Genomic DNA, 759 nt, shown 5'->3' on the forward strand with positions numbered 1-759 from the left:
TGGGCCGATTTCAAGTCCTGCCTGCCGTCGCAGACGCCGGGGCCGACCAACCAGCCGATTGGCACCGGCAACGGATCGGCCACCCTGTTTCAACTGACCAAGCGCTACACTTCCGGCGCGCAGTCCTGGACGCGCTCGATCACCAAGCCGGTGGCCGGGACCGTCACCCTAGCCCTGAACGGCACGCCGCAGGCCTCCGGCTGGTCGGTTTCCACTGCGACGGGCCTCGTCACCTTCACCACCGCCCCGGCCGCAGGCGTCGCGATCACCGCAGGTTTCGAATTCGACGTCCCCGTCCGCTTCGACACTGACGCCCTCGACGTCACGCTCGATCTCGAACGTCTCGGATCGATCACCACGATCCCCCTCATCGAACTCCGCCTCTGAAGGACCGATCCCATGTCCGAACCCACGACCGTGCGCATGGGCGCACTGGCCGCCTACCTGAGCCTTGCCCTCGCGCTGTCGGCGCAGGGCGGGGCCGCGATCTGGTGGGCGGGCACGCAGAACACCCGCATGACGTCGCTCGAGGCGCGGGTGGCCGAACTGCTCTCCACCTCGCCGCTCTACCACCGGCAGATCGTCGAAGCCGACCGCCGCATCGCCGTCATCGACGAGCGGATCGCAAACATCCTCGCCCGGATCGAGGCGCTGACCGCCGCGCTCGAACGCCGCCACGACGTCCCCTGATTTCCCAAAAGGACCACCGCCATGCAGACCACCGACCGGGGGCTTCTGGCCCTGATCCGGCACGAAGGC

The 759-nt window shown here is 68.2% G+C and carries 2 protein-coding genes; both read left to right on the forward strand.

What is annotated here, in order from left to right; all coding sequences use genetic code 11:
* Window positions 1-387: DUF2460 domain-containing protein (locus tag E3D03_RS21065; protein WP_263568559.1), on the forward strand; the 387-nt coding region annotated here is incomplete at its 5' end.
* Window positions 388-399: 12 nt separating this feature from the next.
* On the forward strand, window positions 400-690 hold the full coding sequence (locus E3D03_RS21070) for a hypothetical protein (RefSeq protein ID WP_062563500.1): 291 nt from the start codon (window positions 400-402) through the stop codon (window positions 688-690).
* The last annotated feature ends 69 nt before the right edge of the window (window positions 691-759 follow it).

It is taken from the genome of Paracoccus sp. DMF (assembly GCF_004407025.1).
Lineage (GTDB): Bacteria > Pseudomonadota > Alphaproteobacteria > Rhodobacterales > Rhodobacteraceae > Paracoccus > Paracoccus aminovorans_B.

Coding starts and splice junctions, on each gene's coding strand:
- E3D03_RS21070 (WP_062563500.1), top strand. CDS start 400: ATGTCCGAACCCACGACCGTGCGCATGGGCGCACTGGCCGCCTACCTG.